Source organism: Roseococcus sp. SDR (genome assembly GCF_019083995.1).
Taxonomy (GTDB): Bacteria; Pseudomonadota; Alphaproteobacteria; order Acetobacterales; family Acetobacteraceae; genus Roseococcus.
Window position 1 is genome coordinate 173,371 of the sequence record NZ_JAHRCU010000005.1, and the last position, 17,877, is coordinate 191,247.

16 protein-coding genes are annotated in these 17,877 nt (G+C 68.0%); 14 read left to right on the top strand and 2 right to left on the bottom strand.

Annotated features, from left to right (window positions below):
- Position 1: 1 nt before the first annotated feature.
- A complete protein-coding gene (ppsR, locus tag KTR66_RS07840) occupies positions 2–1,366 on the bottom strand; it encodes a transcriptional regulator PpsR (protein ID WP_213612014.1) in 1,365 nt (454 codons plus the stop codon).
- 87 nt (positions 1,367–1,453) lie between these two features.
- Positions 1,454–2,233 carry a B12-binding domain-containing protein gene (locus KTR66_RS07845; RefSeq protein WP_213612015.1) on the bottom strand — a complete coding sequence of 260 codons (780 nt, stop codon included), beginning with the start codon at positions 2,231–2,233 and terminating at the stop codon, positions 1,454–1,456.
- Positions 2,234–2,512: 279 nt separating this feature from the next.
- Between KTR66_RS07845 and bchF the strand changes: the two genes are divergently transcribed.
- The 14 genes from bchF to hemA are packed head-to-tail and all read left to right on the top strand — an operon-like array spanning position 2,513 to position 17,876.
- Positions 2,513–3,076 (top strand): 2-vinyl bacteriochlorophyllide hydratase, encoded by a 564-nt coding sequence (gene bchF / locus KTR66_RS07850; protein ID WP_213612016.1) that lies wholly within the window; start codon positions 2,513–2,515, stop codon positions 3,074–3,076.
- Positions 3,073–4,359, top strand: coding sequence for a ferredoxin:protochlorophyllide reductase (ATP-dependent) subunit N (locus KTR66_RS07855; RefSeq protein WP_213612017.1), 1,287 nt, complete (start codon positions 3,073–3,075; stop codon positions 4,357–4,359). The genes bchF and KTR66_RS07855 overlap by 4 nt, the downstream gene beginning before the upstream one ends.
- 4 nt (positions 4,360–4,363) lie before the next feature.
- On the top strand, positions 4,364–5,911 hold the full coding sequence (bchB, locus tag KTR66_RS07860) for a ferredoxin:protochlorophyllide reductase (ATP-dependent) subunit B (protein WP_213612018.1): 1,548 nt from the start codon (positions 4,364–4,366) through the stop codon (positions 5,909–5,911).
- Positions 5,883–9,503, top strand: a complete 3,621-nt coding sequence (locus KTR66_RS07865; RefSeq protein WP_213612019.1) for a magnesium chelatase subunit H — start codon at positions 5,883–5,885, stop codon at positions 9,501–9,503. The genes bchB and KTR66_RS07865 overlap by 29 nt, the downstream gene beginning before the upstream one ends.
- Positions 9,500–10,414 carry a ferredoxin:protochlorophyllide reductase (ATP-dependent) iron-sulfur ATP-binding protein gene (gene bchL, locus KTR66_RS07870; RefSeq protein WP_213612020.1) on the top strand — a complete coding sequence of 305 codons (915 nt, stop codon included), beginning with the start codon at positions 9,500–9,502 and terminating at the stop codon, positions 10,412–10,414. Before KTR66_RS07865 ends, bchL begins: the two co-directional genes overlap by 4 nt.
- Complete coding sequence (gene bchM / locus KTR66_RS07875) at positions 10,414–11,112, top strand: magnesium protoporphyrin IX methyltransferase (RefSeq protein ID WP_213612021.1); 699 nt, start codon at positions 10,414–10,416, stop codon at positions 11,110–11,112. The genes bchL and bchM overlap by 1 nt, the downstream gene beginning before the upstream one ends.
- Before the next feature lie 26 nt (positions 11,113–11,138).
- Positions 11,139–12,530 carry a BCD family MFS transporter gene (locus KTR66_RS07880; protein WP_305799133.1) on the top strand — a complete coding sequence of 464 codons (1,392 nt, stop codon included), beginning with the start codon at positions 11,139–11,141 and terminating at the stop codon, positions 12,528–12,530.
- 19 nt (positions 12,531–12,549) lie between these two features.
- Positions 12,550–13,329 (top strand): photosynthetic reaction center subunit H, encoded by a 780-nt coding sequence (gene puhA, locus KTR66_RS07885; RefSeq protein WP_213612023.1) that lies wholly within the window; start codon positions 12,550–12,552, stop codon positions 13,327–13,329.
- Entirely contained in the window at positions 13,326–13,982 is a 657-nt protein-coding gene (gene puhB / locus KTR66_RS07890) for a photosynthetic complex putative assembly protein PuhB (protein WP_213612024.1), read from the top strand. Before puhA ends, puhB begins: the two co-directional genes overlap by 4 nt.
- Positions 13,982–14,425: a photosynthetic complex assembly protein PuhC gene (puhC, locus tag KTR66_RS07895; RefSeq protein WP_213612025.1), complete on the top strand. Its 444-nt coding sequence runs from the start codon at positions 13,982–13,984 to the stop codon at positions 14,423–14,425. Before puhB ends, puhC begins: the two co-directional genes overlap by 1 nt.
- On the top strand, positions 14,425–14,748 hold the full coding sequence (locus tag KTR66_RS07900) for a hypothetical protein (protein ID WP_213612026.1): 324 nt from the start codon (positions 14,425–14,427) through the stop codon (positions 14,746–14,748). The genes puhC and KTR66_RS07900 overlap by 1 nt, the downstream gene beginning before the upstream one ends.
- Positions 14,745–15,818 (top strand): magnesium-protoporphyrin IX monomethyl ester (oxidative) cyclase, encoded by a 1,074-nt coding sequence (gene acsF, locus KTR66_RS07905; protein ID WP_213612027.1) that lies wholly within the window; start codon positions 14,745–14,747, stop codon positions 15,816–15,818. Before KTR66_RS07900 ends, acsF begins: the two co-directional genes overlap by 4 nt.
- A gap of 12 nt (positions 15,819–15,830) precedes the next feature.
- Positions 15,831–16,646: a putative photosynthetic complex assembly protein PuhE gene (gene puhE, locus KTR66_RS07910; RefSeq protein ID WP_213612028.1), complete on the top strand. Its 816-nt coding sequence runs from the start codon at positions 15,831–15,833 to the stop codon at positions 16,644–16,646.
- 18 nt (positions 16,647–16,664) lie between these two features.
- Complete coding sequence (hemA, locus tag KTR66_RS07915) at positions 16,665–17,876, top strand: 5-aminolevulinate synthase (RefSeq protein ID WP_213612029.1); 1,212 nt, start codon at positions 16,665–16,667, stop codon at positions 17,874–17,876.
- Position 17,877 lies beyond the last annotated feature (1 nt).

The following is a 17,877-nucleotide window of genomic DNA, read 5'->3' on the forward strand; positions in this document are numbered from 1 at the left end:
GTCAGCCCTCCTCATCCGCATCGGCTTCGCCGATGCCGTAGCGGCGCAGCTTCACGTAGAGTGACTGGCGCGAGAGGCCGAGCATCTCGGCCGCGGAGGCGCGGTTGTTGCCGGTGAGCTCCAGCGCGGCCTCGATGGCGAGCTTCTCGATCACATCGGTCGCCTCGCGCACCAGCTCCTTCAGCGGCACGCGGCCAACAAGGTCGGTCAGCTGGCCGGCGGCGGGCAGGGCGGCGGCAGCCTCGGGCTGCTGGGCGGGGCGGGTGCCGATGTCGCGGATGGTGAAGCCGAAGCAAGGCTGCCCGCCATCAATGACGGAAACGGCCGAGACCTCGACATCCGCCTGCGACCCGTGGTCCCCGCGCATGATCGTGCGGAACAGCCGCACCGGGCCGCGGCCGCGCACCTGGGCCAGCAGGACGTCCAGCTCGATGGATTGACGGCCGAGGAAGCGGGAAAGCTCCTCGCCACGCGCCTGCGCCTCGTTCGGCAGCTCGGCGAGGTCGAGGAAGGCCGGGTTGGCCGTGATGATGCGGGCATCCGCCCCGATCAGCACGAAGGCGTCGGGCGTGTTTTCAACGAAGCCGGCGAGCCGCGTGCTGGAGGCGGCGGCTGTCACCGGCTCGCGCTCCGCGCCCAGATAGGCGAGACGGACCAGGAAGAGGGCGCTGCGTTCGTGCCGCAGAAGCGAGGCGGACAGCAGCACCTCGCGCCCCGTGCCGGCCAGCGTGACCCGCCGCTCCTCCGCGGTGCCGGCGCTGCGCACCGCGGCCAGCAGCGCCTCGATCTTCGGGCGTTCCTCGGGCGCGAAGGCGTCGAGGAAGCTCGGCTCCGCGCCGAAAAGGCGATCGGCCGCGAGGTTCGCCTCCAGCACGCGCAGGCTCGCAGCATCGAGCACCAGCACCGGCTCGCCCGACATCTGGAAGAGCAGGCGATAGCGGGTCTCGGCCTGGCGCAGCCGGCCATATTCCCGCTCCATGGCCTGCTGTGCCTCGACCAGGCGCTGCTGCAGCGAAGCCAGCAGACGAAGGTCGCGCGCGAAGACCACGCTGCGGCCAGACCCCGTGACCTGGTTCGCGGCACAGAGGAGCGGCAGGCTCACGCCGTCCATGCCGCGCAGGTTCAGGTGGCGCCACCGCGGTGCCTCATGCCCCGCCGCGCCGGCCAGCATGTCCTGAACCTTCGGGCGGCTGTCCTCTGCGACCGAATCGATGAGGGCACGGCCAACCCATGCCTTGCGCCCACCCAGGGCGGCGGCGAGGTCGGCATTGCCGAAAGCCATGTCGCGGATCACGCCATCACCATCAAGCACCAGCGTCGCGTCAGCGGCGGCGGCGATCAGGCGGGATGCGGCTTCCGCATCCATGTCTCCCAGCGACTGGCCCGGGGTGCCAAATCCCAACACGCGATATCCGTTCCTTCCAGCAAGGGGGTGGGTTGTAAGGCGCTGTTATCATGGAGCCGCGGTCATGAGAGCCACCAAGGCTTCGGCCCGGCGCAGCGCCTCGGCCGCGTCGGGGGCGGTCGCATCGGCACCGAGCGCGCCAGCGAGGCCGGGCTCGGCCAGCAGGGCCGGGCCGCCGAGCATGACGGCCACTTCCGGATTGCGGGAATGGCGGCGGATGGCCGTGATCTGCGACGCAAGGCCGGGCATGGCCTCAGTGGAGGCGACCGAGATGGCGACGAGGCCGAACCACTGCTCCGCGACGCGCGCAAGGAGCGCTGCCTCGCTGTCCACCGGGTCATCCACAACGGCCCAGCCGCCCGCTCGGAAAAACTCGGCGACCATGGCGATGCCCATGCCATGCTGATTGCCGATGCTCGTCATCATCAGGGCCGAGCGGCTGCCGCCGATCCGGGGCGTTGGCGCGAGGCCTGGGGCCAGGCTGCGCAGCTGCTCGTGCAGGACGATCATGCCGAGCGTGACCTCGACGAAGGTGCAGCGGTCCTGCTCCCACCATTCACCGAGGCGACGCGCCAGGAGTGTCAACAAAGTCAGACACAGATGCTCGGATGATTGGCCTTCCATCCGGCGCTGCTCGATGGCCCGTGCCAGGGCATCGCGCTCGCCACGGGTGAGGGATGCGGCCAGGCGCTCGACTTCCGCGACATCCACCGGCTGCCGCAGCTCAGCGAGGAGGGGGATGACGTTCTGCCCTACCGCAAGCTCGATCTGGTGGGAGATGACACCCAGGCGGCGGCCGAAAGTCGCACGGGCGAGGGGGTTCTCCATGGCTCCGTTTCCGGATCGCTGGGCCGCCTTTCTCGCCGCGCTGTGCAACATGATCTCGGCTTCCTCAATGACCCATGGCGGCGGATCATCCCCCGAGCCGTCCCCGATTGTCAATTCATCTTTACGTCAATCTTGCTTGACACCTACGAGGGGGACCACCTAGCTTCCACCTATCCAAAGGGAGCCGAGACAGCCGGGAGATGCGAATGGATCGGACGAAGTTTCCCGACCCCCTCCGCAGACCGGTCCCGTCTCCCCGCAGCGGAGGGTGAGGCCACCATGCTTTCGAACCAGGTGCTCGATCGGCTGATCAACGCGGTGGACTCCTGCCCCTACGGCATGGCCTCCGGCCGGAAGCACAAGCATGCCGCCGGCGCGTCCGGCGCGCGTCAGCCCCTCTACACGGCCGAGGAGAAGGCGCGCCGCGACGCCACGCCCTGGACGCTGGTGCAGGGAATCCTCGCCCCCGTCCAGTTCCTCGTCTTCTTGGTCAGCGTGGGCCTCGTCATCCGCTACCTCGGCAGCGGCGAGGGCCTGGCCTGGGCCGAGGGCTCGATCGTGCTCAAGACCACGCTGCTCTACACGATCATGATCACCGGCTGCATCTGGGAGCATGAGGTCTACGGCAAGTACCTCTTCGCGCCTGCCTTCTTCTGGGAGGATGTGTTCAGCATGCTGGTCCTGGCGCTGCACACGGCCTATCTCGGCGCGCTCTTCACCGGCTGGGGCGATACCCATTTCCAGATGTGGCTGGCGCTGGCCGCCTATGCCGCCTACGTCATCAATGCCACGCAATTCGTCCTGAAGCTGCGCGCCGCGCGCCTGCAGGCCGAGGGCGCATGAGCGCCATCCTCGAGCGACCAGCCGCCACGGCGCCCGTCGAGGCAGGCTGCGACACGCGCCCTGTCCTGCGCGAGCGGGGCCAACGCGAGGTCTTCTGCGGCCTGACCGGCATCGTCTGGATGCACCGCAAGATCCAGGACGCCTTCTTCCTCGTCGTCGGCTCCCGCACCTGCGCGCATCTGCTGCAATCCGCCGCCGGCGTCATGATCTTCGCCGAGCCGCGCTTCGCGACCGCGATCCTGGATGAGCGGGATCTGGCCGGCCTTGCCGACGCGCAGGATGAGCTGGACCGCAACGTGGCGCGTCTGCTGGAGCGCCGGCCGGACATCAAGCTGCTCTTCCTGGTCGGGTCCTGCCCCTCGGAGGTGATCAAGCTCGACCTGCATCGCGCGGCGCAGCGGCTGGATCGCCGCTTCAACGGCGTGCGCGTGCTGAATTATTCGGGCTCGGGAATCGAGACCACCTTTACGCAGGGCGAGGATGCCTGCCTGGCTGCGCTGGTGCCGGAGCTGCCGCAATCGGATGTCGCGCAGCTCATGGTGGTGGGCGCGCTCGCGGATGTCGTCGAGGACCAGTTCAGCCGCCTCTTTGCCGCGATGGGAATCGAGCGCGTGGCCTTCCTGCCGGCGCGGCGTGCGGGCGGGATGCCGGCGGTGGGCCCTGGCACGAAGTTCCTGCTGGCCCAGCCTTTCCTGGCTGAGACCGGCCGCCTGCTCGAGGCCCGCGGCGCCCGCCATCTCGCCGCGCCCTTCCCGCTGGGTGCGGAGGGCACCACGCTCTGGCTTCGCGCCGCGGCCCAGGCCTTTGGCGTGAGTCCGGCCCGCTTCGACGAGGTGACCGCGGCCGGTGAGGCACGCGCCCGCCAGGCGCTGGCCGCCCCCCGCGCGCGCCTTGAAGGCAAGTCGGTCTTCTTCTTCCCCGACTCGCAGCTGGAGGTGCCGATGGCGCGCTTCCTCACCCGCGAATGCGGGATGGAAGCGATCGAGATCGGCACGCCGTACCTGCACCGCCAGCATCTGGCGGAGGAGATGCCGCTGCTGCCCGAATCGGCGCTCCTCTCCGAAGGCCAGGATGTCGAGAAGCAGCTCGACCGCTGCCAAGCGGCGCGGCCGGATCTCGTGGTCTGCGGCCTTGGCCTCGCCAATCCGCTGGAGGCACAGGGCATCACGACCAAGTGGTCCATCGAGCTCGTTTTCACGCCGGTGCAGGGCTACGACCAGGCGGGCGACCTCGCCGGCCTCTTCGCGCGCCCCTTCGCGCGGCGCGGCCTGTTGAAGGTCTGAGGCGATGCAGCTGACCCTCTGGACCTATGAAGGCCCGCCCCATGTGGGGGCCATGCGCGTCGCCTCCGCCATGGAAGGCCTGCACTACGTCCTGCACGCACCCCAGGGCGACACCTACGCCGATCTGCTCTTCACCATGATCGAGCGGCGCAATTCGCGCCCGCCGGTCACCTACACCACCTTCCAGGCCCGTGACCTCGGCGGCGACACGGCGGAGCTGTTCAAGTCCGCGCTGCGCGACGCGGCCGAGCGCTTCCAGCCGGAGGCCATGCTGGTCGGCGCCTCCTGCACGGCGGAGCTGATCCAGGATGATCCGGGCGGGCTCGCCGGCACATCTGCTCTCTCGATTCCCGTGATCCCGGTGGAACTGCCGGCCTATCAGAAGAAGGAGAACTGGGGCGCGGCGGAGACGCTCTACCAGCTTATCCGCCGCTTCGCCGTGAAGATGGAGCGTGCGCCCGGTGCCGCGCCCCGCTGCAACATCCTCGGGCCCACGGCGCTCGGCTTCCGCCATCGCGACGATGTGAAGGAGGTGCGCGGGATCCTCGCCCGCCTCGGCATCGCGGTGAATGTGGTGGCGCCGCTGGGCGCGCGCCCGTCCGACCTCGCGCGGCTCGGCGATGCCGATTTCAACGTGGTGCTCTACCCGGAGGTGGCCGGCCAGGCGGCCTCCTGGATGCAGCGCAACCTGGGCCAGCCCTTCACCCGCTGCATCCCGATCGGCGTCGGTGCCACGCGCGATTTCATCGCGGAGGTCGCGGGCCTGGCCGGCGTGGATGCGAGCGAATTCCTCGCCGAGGAGAGCTCGCGCCTGCCCTGGTATTCGCGCAGCGTGGACAGCACCTACCTGACCGGCAAGCGCGTCTTCATCTTTGCCGATGCGACGCATGCCGTCGCTGCCGCGCGGGTCGCGGCGGAGGAACTGGGCTTCCAGGTGGTGGGCCTCGGCACCTATTCCCGCGAGCAGGCGCGCGAGGTGCGTGAGGCCGCGAAGCGCCACGGGCTCGAGGCGCTGATCACCGATGATTATCTGGAGGTCGAAGCCGCCATCGCCGCGGTCCAGCCCGAACTGGTGCTGGGCACGCAGATGGAGCGGCATGTGGCCAAGCGCCTGGGCGTGCCCTGCGCGGTGATCTCGGCCCCCGTGCATGTGCAGGATTTCCCGGCGCGCAACTCGCCGCAGATGGGCTTCGAGGGGGCGAATGTCCTTTTCGATACCTGGGTGCATCCGCTGATGATGGGCCTGGAGGAACACCTGATCGGCATGTTCCGCGAGGATTTCGAGTTCCATGCCGAGGCCGCGCCCTCGCATCTCGGCCACGCCACCGCGCCGCGCGAGGCGGAGCCGGTGGATCCGACGCCCGAGGCAGCCGTCATCGAAGCGCCGGGTGCCGTCAGCTGGACGCCGGATGGCGAGAAGGAACTGAAGAAGATCCCGTTCTTCGTGCGCGGCAAGGCCCGCCGCAACACGGAGCGATTCGCCGAGATGAACGGCATCAGGACCATCACGGTAGAGACCCTGTATGACGCAAAAGCATACTTCTCCCGCTAGGGGGGGGCATCCCCTCCACGTCGTCATCGTGACCATGGATGGTCACTTTGGCGTGGCGGTGGAGCGTGCGCAGGCGGAGCTCTCGGCCGAGATGCCAGGACTTCGCCTGGTTGTGCATTCGGCGGATGAATGGGCCAGCGATGCGCATGCGCTCTCGGCCTGCCATGCCGACATCGCGCGGGCCGACATCGTCATCGCCTCCATGCTCTTCCTTGACGACCACGTGCGGATGGTGATGCCGGCGCTGGAAGCGCGCCGCCCCGATTGCGCCGCCATGGTCGGCATGATGTCGGCCGGCGAGGTGGTGAAGCTGACCCGCCTCAAGAAGTTCGACATGTCGGTCGAGGCGACAGGCATCCTGGGCATGCTGAAGCGGCTGCGTGGCTCCAAGGGCCCGCGCTCCTCCGGCAAGGGCCAGATGAAGATGCTGAAGGAGCTGCCGAAGTTCCTGCGCTTCATCCCCGGGGTGGCGCAGGATGTGCGGGCCTACATGCTCTGCCTGCAGTACTGGCTGGCGGGTTCGTCGGAGAATCTGGCCAATCTGGTGCGGCTGCTGGCGCATCGCTACGCCGATGCCCCGGTGGCCAAGCCCGGCGCGCCGGTCGAATATCCCGAGATCGGCCTCTATCACCCGGCTTTGCCCAACCGCTTCGCCGATGACGCCGCGGCCCTGCCGCGCCGGCCGGGCACGCAGGGCAGGGTGGGGTTGTTGGTGCTGCGCTCCTATGTGCTCGCCGGCAATGCGGGCCATTATGACGGCGTCATCGCCGAGTTCGAGAAGCGCGGCATCGAGGTGGTCCCCGCCTTCGCCTCGGGCCTCGACCAGCGCCCGGCCGTCGAGCGCTTCTTCATGCGCGATGGCCGCGCCACGGTGGATGCCGTGGTGTCGCTCACCGGATTCTCTCTGGTCGGCGGGCCGGCCTACAACGACGCCCGCGCCGCCGAGACCGTGCTGGCCGCCCTCGACGTGCCCTATATCGGCGCCCATCCGCTCGAGTTCCAGCCGATCTTCCAGTGGCGCAAGGATGCGCGCGGTCTGACGCCGGTCGAGGCCACGATGATGGTGGCGCTGCCCGAGCTGGATGGCGCCATCATGCCGATGACCTTCGGCGGGCGCTGCGGCGCCACCACGCCGGGCGACCGCTGCCCGGGTTGCGACGGGGTGTCCTGCGGCCGCGACATGGTGGCGCATTACGAGCGCGCAGGGATGCTGGCGCAGCGGGTGCTGAAGATGATCGCGCTTCGCCGCAAGGCGCGGGCCGAGCGGCGCGTCGGCATCGTGCTTTTCAACTTCCCGCCCAATGCCGGCAACACCGGCACGGCCGCCTATCTCTCGGTCTTCGAGAGCCTGCATGCCACGCTGCGCGGCCTGCGCGATGAGGGCTACACGGTCGAGGTACCGGAGAGCGTGGATGCGCTGCGCGAGGCGATCATCACCGGCAACCGCGAGCGCTATGGCTCGCTCGCCAATGTCGCGGCGCGTGTCAGCACGGATGACCACGTTCGCAAGCAGCGTTGGCTCGCCGAGATCGAGACCTGCTGGGGCCCCACACCGGGCCGGCAGCAGAGCGACGGCGCCAGCATCCATGTTCTGGGTGAGCGCTTCGGCAATGTCTTCGTCGGCGTCCAGCCGGGCTTCGGCTATGAGGGCGACCCGATGCGCCTGCTCTTCGAGCATGGCTTCGCCCCCACCCACGCCTTCGCCGCCTTCTATCGCTGGCTGAGCGAAGACTTCCAGGCCGATGCGGTGCTGCATTTCGGCACCCACGGCGCGCTGGAGTTCATGCCCGGCAAGCAGGCTGGCATGTCGGCCGAATGCTGGCCGGACCGGCTGATCGGCGACCTGCCGAATTTCTACCTCTACGCCTCGAACAATCCGTCGGAGGGCATGCTCGCCAAGCGCCGCGCGGGCGCCACGCTTATCAGCTACCTCACGCCGCCGGTGGCGAGTGCGGGCCTCTATCGCGGCCTGATGGACCTGAAGGCGAGCCTCGATCGCTGGCGTGCGCTGGAACCCGACACGGACCCCGCGACGCGGGCCAGCATGGCGCAGCTCGTCCAGGCGCAGGCCGCCGCGGTGGAACTCGCCGAGGCTGAGCCCGCCTGGGAGGCCGAGGCCTGCGAAGTGCGGATGATGAAGCTCACGGCCGAGCTGCTGGAGCTGGAATACACGCTCATTCCCTACGGCCTGCACGCGCTGGGCCAGCCGATGAGCGCGCAGCAGCGCACCGAGATGCTGGACGCGGCCGGCGTGACGGATCCCGCCGAGCGCACCCGGCTCGACCAGCTTCTCGCCACCGAGCACGAGATCCCGGCCATCCTGCACGCGCTGGATGGCGGCTACACGAAGCCCGCGCCGGGTGGCGACCTGCTGCGCACCACGGATGTGCTGCCGACGGGTCGCAACCTGCACGGCTTCGACCCCTTCGCCATCCCGTCCAACTTCGCCATCCGCGACGGCGCGCAGCAGGCCGACCGCCTGCTGGAGCGGCACGGCGCGCAAGGGGCCGCGCTGCCCGAGACCATCGCCATGGTCCTCTGGGGCACGGATAACCTGAAGACCGAGGGCGGGCCCATCGCCCAGGCGCTCTGGCTGATGGGCGCGGAGCCCCGCCATGATGCCTATGGCCGCCTCTGTGGTGCGCAGCTCGTGCCGCTGGAACGGCTCGGCCGCCCGCGCATTGATGTGATGATCAGCCTCTCTGGCATCTTCCGTGACCTCTTGCCCCTGCAGACGAAGCTGCTGGCCGAGGCAGCGCTGCTCGCGGCGCAGGCCGATGAGCCGGAGGCGATGAACTTCATCCGCAAGCACGCCATGGCCTATCTGGCCCAGCATGGCGGCAGCATCGAGGACGCTTCCCTGCGCATCTTCGGCAATGCGGACGGCACCTATGGCGCCAACGTCAACCAGATCGTGGACAATGGCGGCTGGCAGGATGAGGACGAGCTGGCCGAAGCCTATCTGAAGCGCAAGGGCTTCGCCTATGGCGCGGATGGCCGCCCGCGCCGGCAGGATGCGGTGATGAACGCGGTGCTCGGCACCGTCGAGTGCACCTACCAGAACCTGGATTCTGTCGAGAGCGGCATCACGACCATCAGCCATTACTTCGACAGCCTGGGCGGCATGAGCCGCGCCGTGCTGCGCGTCCGCGGGCAGGAGCCTTCGGTCTATATCGGCGACCAGACCAAGGGGGCGGGCACCGTCCGCTCGCTCGCCGAGCAGGTCAGCCTCGAGACGCGCACCCGCGCGCTGAACCCGAAATGGTTCGAGGCGATGCTGAGCCATGGCTATGAGGGCGTGCGCCAGATCGAGGAACACGTGACCAACACCATGGGCTGGTCCGCCACGACCGGCCAGGTGCAGCCCTGGGTGTATCAGCACCTGGCGCAGACCTACATGCTGGATGACGAGATGCGCGCGCGCCTCGCCAACCTCAATCCCACCGCTTCCGCCAAGATCGCAAACCGCCTGATCGAAGCGACCGAGCGTTCCTACTGGACGCCCGACGCCGCGACGCTCGAGGCGCTGCGCCGCGCGGGCGAGGAACTCGAAGACAGGCTCGAAGGCATCACCCCGGAGATGGCTGCATGAACATCGTGACACGAACCGAGCTGATCCGCGGGGCCAATACCCAGAAGGTGGGGGACGGAGCCGGCAGCGTGCAGGTCCATATGGACCAGGTCGCGAAGATCGAGACGGCCAAGGTCTTCGCCGTCTATGGCAAGGGCGGCATCGGCAAGAGCACGACCAGCTCGAACCTCTCGGCCGCCTTTGCCAAGCTCGGCAAGCGCGTGCTGCAGATCGGCTGCGACCCGAAGCATGACAGCACCTTCACCCTGACCAAGCGCATGATCCCGACGGTGATCGACGTGCTGGAGAGCGTGGATTTTCACGCGGAAGAACTCCGCGCCGAGGATTTCGTCGTGGAGGGCTATGGCGGCGTGATGTGCGTCGAGGCCGGCGGCCCGCCGGCCGGCACGGGCTGCGGCGGCTATGTGGTGGGCCAGACGGTGAAGCTGCTGAAGGAGCACCACCTGCTGGAGGACACCGACGTGGTGGTCTTCGACGTGCTGGGCGATGTGGTCTGTGGCGGCTTCGCCGCACCCCTGCTGCATGCCGATCGCGGCCTGATCGTGGCGGCGAATGATTTCGACAGCATCTTCGCCATGAACCGTATCGTCGCCGCCATCCATGCCAAGGCGAAGAACTACGGCGTGCGGATCGGCGGCGTGATCGCCAACCGCTCGAAGGACACCGACCAGATCGAGCGCTACAATGAGCGGACCGGCATGAAGCTGCTGGGCCACTTCCCGGACCTCGACGTGATCCGCCGCTCGCGCCTCAAGAAGGCGACGCTCTTCGAGATGGATGACAGCCCGGAAGTGGAGGCGGTGCGCGCGGAATACCTGCGCCTCGCGGCCAGCCTCTGGGCGGGTGTTGATCCTCTGGAGGCGGGCCCGCTCAAGGATCGCGAGATCTTCGATCTGCTGGGTTACGACTGATGCACAGCGCCACCTACACCGAGCGCCGCAGCAAGCTCGAAGCCTATTTCGACCGGACGGCCGCCGCCGCCTGGCAGCGTCTGACCTCGGATGCGCCGGTGAGCGGCATCCGCGCCACGGTGCGCGCGGGGCGGGAGGAGATGCGGAACACGCTGCTCTCCTGGCTGCCGGCCGACCTGACCGGGCTTCGCATCCTCGATGCCGGCTGCGGCACGGGCGCGCTGGCAAGTGAGGCCGCGCTGCGCGGCGGCGAGGTTGTGGCGGTAGATCTCTCGCCCACGCTGATCGAATGCGCGCGGGAGCGGGCGCTCGAGATCGGCGGCCCCCAGCCCGCATTCCACGCCGGCGACATGCTGGGCGAGGAACATGGCGAGTTCGACCACATCGTCGCCATGGACAGCCTGATCCATTACGACGCGCCGGACATCGTGGCGGCACTCGCGCGGGCGGCGAAGCGCTGCCGGCGGTCGATGCTTTTCACGGTCGCGCCCAATTCGCCGCTGCTGACGGCGATGATCACGGTGGGCCGGATGTTCCCCCGCGGCGACCGCGCGCCCTTCATCGCGCCGCTGGCGGAATCCAAGCTGCGGCGGCTGATCGCGGCCGAGCCGGCGCTGCGGGACTTCACGGCAGGACGGCACAGGAAGGTGCAGCGCGGCTTCTACACCTCCCAGGCCTATGAATGGGTGAGGCGATGAGGGGCTTCAGCCTCGCAAAACAATGGATGCGGCTCTCGCCCGCGATGCTGCCCTTCGCCGATGCGGCGACGGATGAACTCCCCCTGTCGCGGCTGCTGCGCCTCTCGCTCTTCCAGATTTCGGTCGGCATGGCGGCGGTGCTGCTGATCGGCACGCTGAACCGGGTGATGATTGTCGAACTCCAGGTCCCGGCAGGGCTGGTGGCCGTGATGGTGGCGCTGCCGCTGGTCTTCGCCCCACTGCGCGCCTTGATCGGCTTCCGCTCGGACAATTATGCCTCTGCGCTCGGCTGGCGGCGTGTGCCCTATATCTGGTTCGGCACCATCTTCCAGTTCAGCGGCTTCGCGATGATGCCCTTCGCGCTGATCCTGCTCTCGGGCGACACGACGGGCCCCATGTGGGCGGGGCAGGTGGCTGCCGCCATCTCCTTCCTGCTGGTGGGTGCCGGCATGCACATGGTGCAGACGGCGGGCTTGGCACTCGCCACCGATATCGCGCCGCCCAAGGTCCAGGCCAAGGTGGTGGCGCTGCTATCGGTGATGTTCCTGCTCGGCATGCTGCTCGCCTCCGTCGTCTTTGGCGCGCTTCTCACGCCCTTCAGCCAGATCAAGCTGATCCAGGTCATCCAGGGGGCGGCCGCGCTCACCATGGTCATCAACTTCATCGCCGTCTGGAAGCAGGAGCCGCGGGTCCCCAACCGCAACATGGACCGCACGGAGGAGCCGAGCTTCATCGCCGCCTGGCGGGAGCTGCGGCAGACCGGCCCCTGGGGCCGGCGCCTGCTCGCCACCGGGATCGGCACCTTCGCCTTTTCCGCGCAGGACATCCTGCTCGAGCCCTATGGGGGACAGATCCTGGGATTGAGCGTGGGGGCGACGACGCTGCTGACCGCTCTCTTCGCCTCTGGCGGGATTCTGGGCTTCTGGCTGGCGGCCAAACGCATCGGCAATGGTTCGGATGCCAACCGCATCGCGGGCTTCGGGGCCATGTTCGGCACGCTGGGCTTCGCCGGTGTGCTGTTGGCCGCCCCGCTGGCCAGCACCGGCCTGTTCGCCTGCGGGATCGGCGTGATCGGCTTCGGCGCCGGCCTCTTCGGCCATGGCACGCTGACAAGCTGCATGCAGGCTGCGCCCCCCGACAAGGTGGGTTTGGCGCTCGGCAGCTGGGGCGCCGTGCAGGCGACCGCCGCGGGCCTGGCCATCGCGAGTGGCGGCCTTCTGCGGGACACGCTCGCGCACCTCGCCACCGGTGGCTTCCTCGGCGATGTGCTGACCGGCCCCGCCGTCGGCTACGGCGCCGTCTACCTCATCGAAATCGCGCTTCTCTTCGCGACCCTCGCCGTGATCGGGCCCCTGGTCCGCACTCGGCGACGCCTCGACTCACCGCTCGGATTGTCCGGGCCGCAGACTGCAACCTGAAGCCAAGAGGAGGTCCGCCATGCAGGCAGGCACCTATCTGACCAGTATCGATTACGCCACGGTCTCGATCTACGCGTTCTGGCTCTTCTTCGCCGCGCTGGTGCTCTACCTGAATCGGGAGAGCAAGCGCGAGGGCTACCCGCTGGTCACCCCCGGCCGGCCGAAGCAGAACAATGTCGGCGGCTTCCCGGGCATGCCGGACCCGAAGACCTTCCTGCTGGCCAACGGCACCACGGTGCAGGCGCCGAAGCCCGAGAGCGAGCGCGAGATCGCCATGGTGCCGATGGATCCCTCGCCCGGCTCGCCGCTGATCCCGACGGGCGATCCCCTGGTGGATGGCGTGGGCCCCGCCGCCTATGTGATGCGGGGCCAGCATCCGGCCGTGCTGCATGATGACGGCACGCCCTCCATCGTTCCGCTGCGCATCGCGCCCGAGTTCAGCGTGGACAATGGCGATCCGGACCCGCGCGGCTTTGACGTGCTGGATGCCGATGGCGTCGTTGCCGGCAAATGCGTGGATGTCTGGCTCGACAAGTCGGAGATGATCTTCCGCTACATCGAGGTCGCGGTGCAGACCGACATGGGCGAGCGGACGATGATGTATCCCGTGCCGCTCATCAAGGTGGATGGCGAGCGCCGGGTGGTGACGGTGCGCACGCTGCTGGCCAAGCATTTCGCCAATGCGCCGCGCCTCAGCTACCGCGACAGCATCACGCTGCGTGAGGAGGACATGGTCTCGGCCTATTGCGCCGGCGGCCAGCTCTACGCGAAGCCGGAGCGCTCGGAGCCCTGCCTGTGATCGCAGAGCACGAGATCGAGCCGGTCCCGGGCCTGCCCGAGAAGCTGCCGGAGGGGGAGGGCATCCTCTGGCAAGGGGCACCGCGCTGGTGGTCGCTCGCCAGCCGCGCGCTGCATCTGCGCGGTCTTGCCCTCTATTTTGCGCTCATGGTGGGCTGGAGCATCTGGAATGCCGCCACCACGGCCGAAACCTTCGGCGAGGCGGCCTTCGCCGCGGCGACCTCCCTCGGCCTGGCGCTGCTCTGCCTGGCCGTGCTGGTCGTGATCGGCCGCGCGCTGGGTCAGGCCTCGCTCTACACCATCACGAACAAGCGGGTGGTGCTGCGGGTGGGCGTGGCCCTGCCGATGACGATCAACATCCCCTTCACCGCGGTCGAGACCGCCGCGGTGAAGCGCCATGCGGACGGGACGGAGGATATCGTCCTGACGCTCTCGCCCAAGCACAAGATCGCCTGGCTGGCGCTCTGGCCGCATGCGCGGCCCTGGCGCGTGGCGCGGGCGGAGCCGATGCTGCGCGCTGTACCCGTCACTTCCGGTGCGGCACAGGTGCTGGCGCGTGCGCTGGCGGCCAGCGCTTCCGTCCCGGTGACGCCGGTGCTGGAAGAGGGACGCGGGGTGCGTGATGGCGCGCTGCCCGGCGCGGTGGTGGCCTGATGTTCACGCTCACGGACCGCGGCAACTTTCTGCCCCTGGCCACCATGCTCGCCGTGATCTGCGGCGTGCTCTTCCTGGTCGGAGGCCGCCAGCCGCGCTCGGTGGAGGTGCGTGGGCTGGAGCAGCCGGCCGTCGAACGCCTGGTTCGTTTCGAGGATGGCGCGGATGGCTCCATTGTCATCCGCGATGCGCAGAATTCGGCGGTTTTGGCGCGGTTTCCGGTAGCCGAAGGCGGCTTCGTGCGTGGTAGCATCCGTGCGTTGGCGCGTGAGCGCCGGCAGGAAGGCCAGGGTCGTGAGGCGCCGTTTCGTCTCGCCCGTTGGTCGGATGGCCAACTCACGCTCGACGATGCGGCGACCGGACGCCGGATCGACCTGACGGCCTTCGGCGCGACAAATGCCGGGGTCTTTTCGCGGTTGCTGACCGCGCAAGGAGAAGACTGATGAGGAAGGCGCTGGTTGGTTTGTGGGAGGACATCACCGGCCCACGCACCATCACGGTTCCCTGCACCGTGGAGATCGAGCAGAGCTTCGACAGTTTCCACGCCCATGCGGTGCCCGAGGGCATCATGCTGCGCCCGGGTGACCGCGTGGTGGTGAACGGCGCACCCGACCACGTCGCCTATGGCGAATGCACCAGCTACGAGACGACGGCGACCGTCTATCGCGCCGGGCCGATCACCCGGCTTTGGACGGAGATCTCGGCCATCATCGAGATCACCGAACTGTATCACTGTGGCTTTGAGCCGAAGGAATACGCGGCATGAACCACATCAACCCCAACCCACCGCGCCAGCTCAACGAGACGACGCGGATGGCGACCACCGAGACGGTGCTCTCGCCCCGCTTCTACACGACCGACTTTGCGGCGATGGATGCGCTCGACGTCAGCTCCATCCGCGAGGACTGGGACGAGCTGATGGCCGAGTTCCGGCGTGACCCGAACAAGGGCCATTTCGTCCGCACCGCCGTCTTCGACGAATTCCGCATGGATGATCTGCCGGAGCCCCTGCAGAAGGAGCTGCTGGAGTTCCTCGTCAGTTCCGTCACCGCGGAATTTTCGGGCTGCGTGCTCTATGCCGAGATCAAGAAGCGCATCAAGAACCCGGACATCAAGGAGCTCTTCGCGGTGATGAGCCGCGACGAGGCGCGCCATGCGGGCTTCATCAACGACAGCCTGAAGGATCTGGGCGTCGGCGTGGATCTGGGCTTCCTGACGAAGGCCAAGAAATACCACTACTTCCAGCCGAAGTTCATCTTCTACGCGACCTATCTCAGCGAGAAGATCGGCTATGCCCGCTACATCACCATCTACCGCCAGTTCGAGCGGCACCCGGAGCTGCGCTTCCACCCGATCTTCAATTGGTTCAAGGAGTGGTGCAACGACGAGTTCCGCCATGGCGAGGCCTTCGCGCTGCTGATGCGCGCCAACCCGCAGCTCACCAGCGGCATCAACGTGCTCTGGTGCAAGTTCTTCCAACTCGCGGTCTTCGCGACCATGTATGTGCGCGACCATGCGCGGCCGGAGTTCCACAAGGCGCTCGGCATGACGCCGACGGAGTACGACATGGAGGTGTTCCGCATCACGGCGGAGATCTGCAAGCAGTGCTTCCCGGTGACGCTGGACATCGAGGCGCCCGCCTTTCTGCGCAATATGGACCGCATGCTGGCGATCGCGGAGGCCATGGGCGAGACGCGGCGCAAGCCCGGCTTCCTGTCGAGCGTGAAGCGCTTCGGTCTGAGCATCGGGGCCGCGGCGGTCTTCGCGCGGCTCTACTTCATCCGCGGCCGCAAGGCGGAGCTGCCGGCGCAGGTGCGCCTGAGCCCGGCCTGGTAGAGGGAGCCCCGCGTGCTGCTGCACATCCTCCCCGTCGTCTTCGCGGTCTTCGTCTGGTGGTTCGGCACGGCGCTGGTTTTCGTGCTGGACCAGCTTCCCCGGCGGAGTTTCCACTGGACGATGGCGGGGGCGAGTGCGGCACTCGTGGGCGCGCTCTATGGCGCCGTGGCGTTGGCGGAGGATGTCAGCGTCCCGGCGGCCTATCTCGGCTTCGCCTGTGGCGTGGTCATCTGGGCCTGGAGCGAGATCGGCTTCCTGACGGGGCTGATCACGGGGCCGAGCCGCCAGCCCTGCCCGCCGGGGGCCGAGGGCTGGGGGCGCTTTCTGGCGGCGTTGAGGACCATTCTTTACCATGAGCTGGCGATCCTGGCCCTGGCGCTGGTGCTGTTGGCTCTGCTTTGGGATGCCCCTAACCAGATGGCGCTGCACACCTATCTGGTACTCTGGATCATGCGTCAGAGTGCGAAAGTGAATATCTATCTGGGCGCGCGCAACCTGGGCGAGAGCATGCTCCCGCCGCATCTCCTTCATTTGGCGAGTTATTTTCGCCGCGGGACGATGAATGCGCTCTTCCCGGTCTCCGTCACGGGCGGGACCATCGCGGTCGTCGTCCTGGTCCAGAATGGGCTGGGCGCGGGGGCCTATGAAGCCACGGCCTATACTCTGCTCGCGGCCTTGATGGCATTGGCCGTGATCGAGCACTGGTTCCTCATGCTCCCCCTTCCGCTCGATGGTCTCTGGACCTGGAGCCGGCCGGGGCATGTTCCTAAGCATACGGTCCCATGCCCGCAGCATGGGGACACGGCCCGGCTGCCGTTGCGGCCCTGAAACAAGAAAGGCCAGACGATGAACTACGATACCCTCTTCCGCACCCAGCTCGACGGTCTCCGCAAGGAGGGGCGTTACCGCGTCTTCGCCGATCTCGAGCGCCAGGCCGGCGCCTTCCCCAAGGCGAAATTCCACGGCTCGAGCGGCGTGGGCGAGGTCACCGTCTGGTGCTCCAACGACTATCTCTGCATGGGGCAGAACCCGAAGGTGCTGGCTGCGATGCATGAGGCGCTGGACCGCAGCGGCGCGGGTGCGGGCGGCACGCGCAACATCGGCGGCACCAACCACGAGCATATCCTGCTGGAGCGCGAGCTGGCCGACCTGCACGGCAAGGATGCGGCGCTGCTCTTCAACTCCGGCTACATGTCCAACTGGGCCACGCTCTCCACGCTGGCTTCGCGCCTGCCGGGCTGCATCGTGCTCTCGGATGAGCTGAACCATGCCTCGATGATCGAAGGCATCCGCCACAGCCGAGCCCAATGCATCGTCTGGAAGCACAATGACCTGGACGACCTGCGCGAGAAGCTCGCCGCCATTCCGGCCGAGACGCCCAAGCTCATCGCCTTCGAAAGCGTCTATTCGATGGATGGCGACGTCGCGCCCATCCACGCCATCTGCGATCTGGCCGATGAGTTCGGCGCCATGACCTACCTCGATGAGGTGCATGCGGTGGGACTCTATGGCGCGCGCGGCGGCGGCATCTCCGAGCGCGATGGCGCGCAGCATCGCCTGACCGTGATCGAGGGCACGCTGGCCAAGGCCTTCGGCGTGATCGGCGGCTATATCGCGGGCTCGGCCGACATGGTGGATTTCGTCCGCAGCTTCGCCTCGGGCTTCATCTTCTCGACCTCGCTGCCGCCGGCGGTCGCGGCCGGTGCGGCGGCCAGCATCCGCCACCTGAAGGAAAGCGCCGTCGAGCGCGAGCGCATGCATGAACGGGTTGCGCAGGTGCGCAACCGCCTGGATGAGCTGCAGATTCCGCATCTCGACAACCCGAGCCACATCGTCCCGGTGATGGTCTACGACGCCAAGCTCTGCAAGCAGATCAGCGACACGCTGCTGGAAGAGCACGGCATCTACGTGCAGCCCATCAACTTCCCGACGGTGCCTCGCGGCACGGAGCGGCTGCGCTTCACGCCCTCGCCGGCGCATACCGATGCCGATATCGACCACCTGATGTCCGCGCTGCAGCAGGTCTGGGCGCGCTTCCAGCCGAGGCGGATGACCTGAG